The 978-nt window shown below is 38.1% G+C and carries 1 protein-coding gene; it reads right to left on the reverse strand.

Annotation, left to right across the window (positions count from 1 at the left end):
• Positions 1 to 183 precede the first annotated feature (183 nt).
• A partial coding sequence (locus tag ACFIK8_RS10195) for a hypothetical protein (protein WP_375669357.1) occupies positions 184 to 978 on the reverse strand: 795 nt, incomplete at its 5' end.

The raw sequence follows: 978 nt of genomic DNA on the forward strand, positions 1-978 counted from the left end.
CCTGCTTTGATATCAGCAAAATCTTTTAATGCTTTAATACGGTAGAGAACATGATTACCAAATACACGCGTTTCATTTGTGAGTGCAAACTTCTTTTGCATGAGCACAATTCCTTCATAAAGAGATTTAAATTTTTAAATGAGATGTTTAAAGGAGGGCGCCCCCGCCGTGCCCACGCGTTATTTAAGCAGCGTCTTTTAGTGACTGATTATCATCACAGATATCATGACGAATTTTTGCACGGCTATTGACAACAGCATTGCCATAAATTTGCACATGATGATCAATATTTGATTTGCCATAGACCTTGGCATGATCATAAATTCTTACAAAGCAACCAACACGAGCCGAGCCAGAAACCTTGGCATGACCATAGATACTTGAATAATCCTTAATCCAAGCATTACAAAAAACATGGGCATTATCATAAACGCGCGCCCAGACATAAACCCGTGACTTGCCATATACACGAGCATTGCCAAAAATATAGCCACAAACATAGGCACTTTCATAGACACGGGCATTGTCATAAACCTTGGCACCATTAGAAATAGTAGCATTATCACTAATTACGGCATAACCATAAACATGCCCACAGACCTTAGCGTTATCATGAATTTTTGCATTATCATAAATATGAGCGGTTGTATCAAAAACCAATGCTTTGCCATTAACGATAGCATTGCCATACACCTTGGCACCTCTAAAGATTTTAGCGTCATTATAAATTTTAGCATTTTCATAAACAGTTGCATTGAAAAGAACCGCGGCATTATCATAGACCCAGCAATTGCCATCATGGGATAAGTTACTTTCATTTTCAATAAAACCGCCGAGGTCTCCCGCCTTAACATCATCAAAATCTCTTAGAGCACGTATACGGTGTAAAGTAAGACCATCAAAAGTGAATTTTTCATTGGTAAATTCGTATTTTTTTGCAGGCTTTTGTTGATTAACAGGCGCGGTTTCATTTGCAAT

It is taken from the genome of Bartonella sp. MR168JLCBS (genome assembly GCF_042194175.1).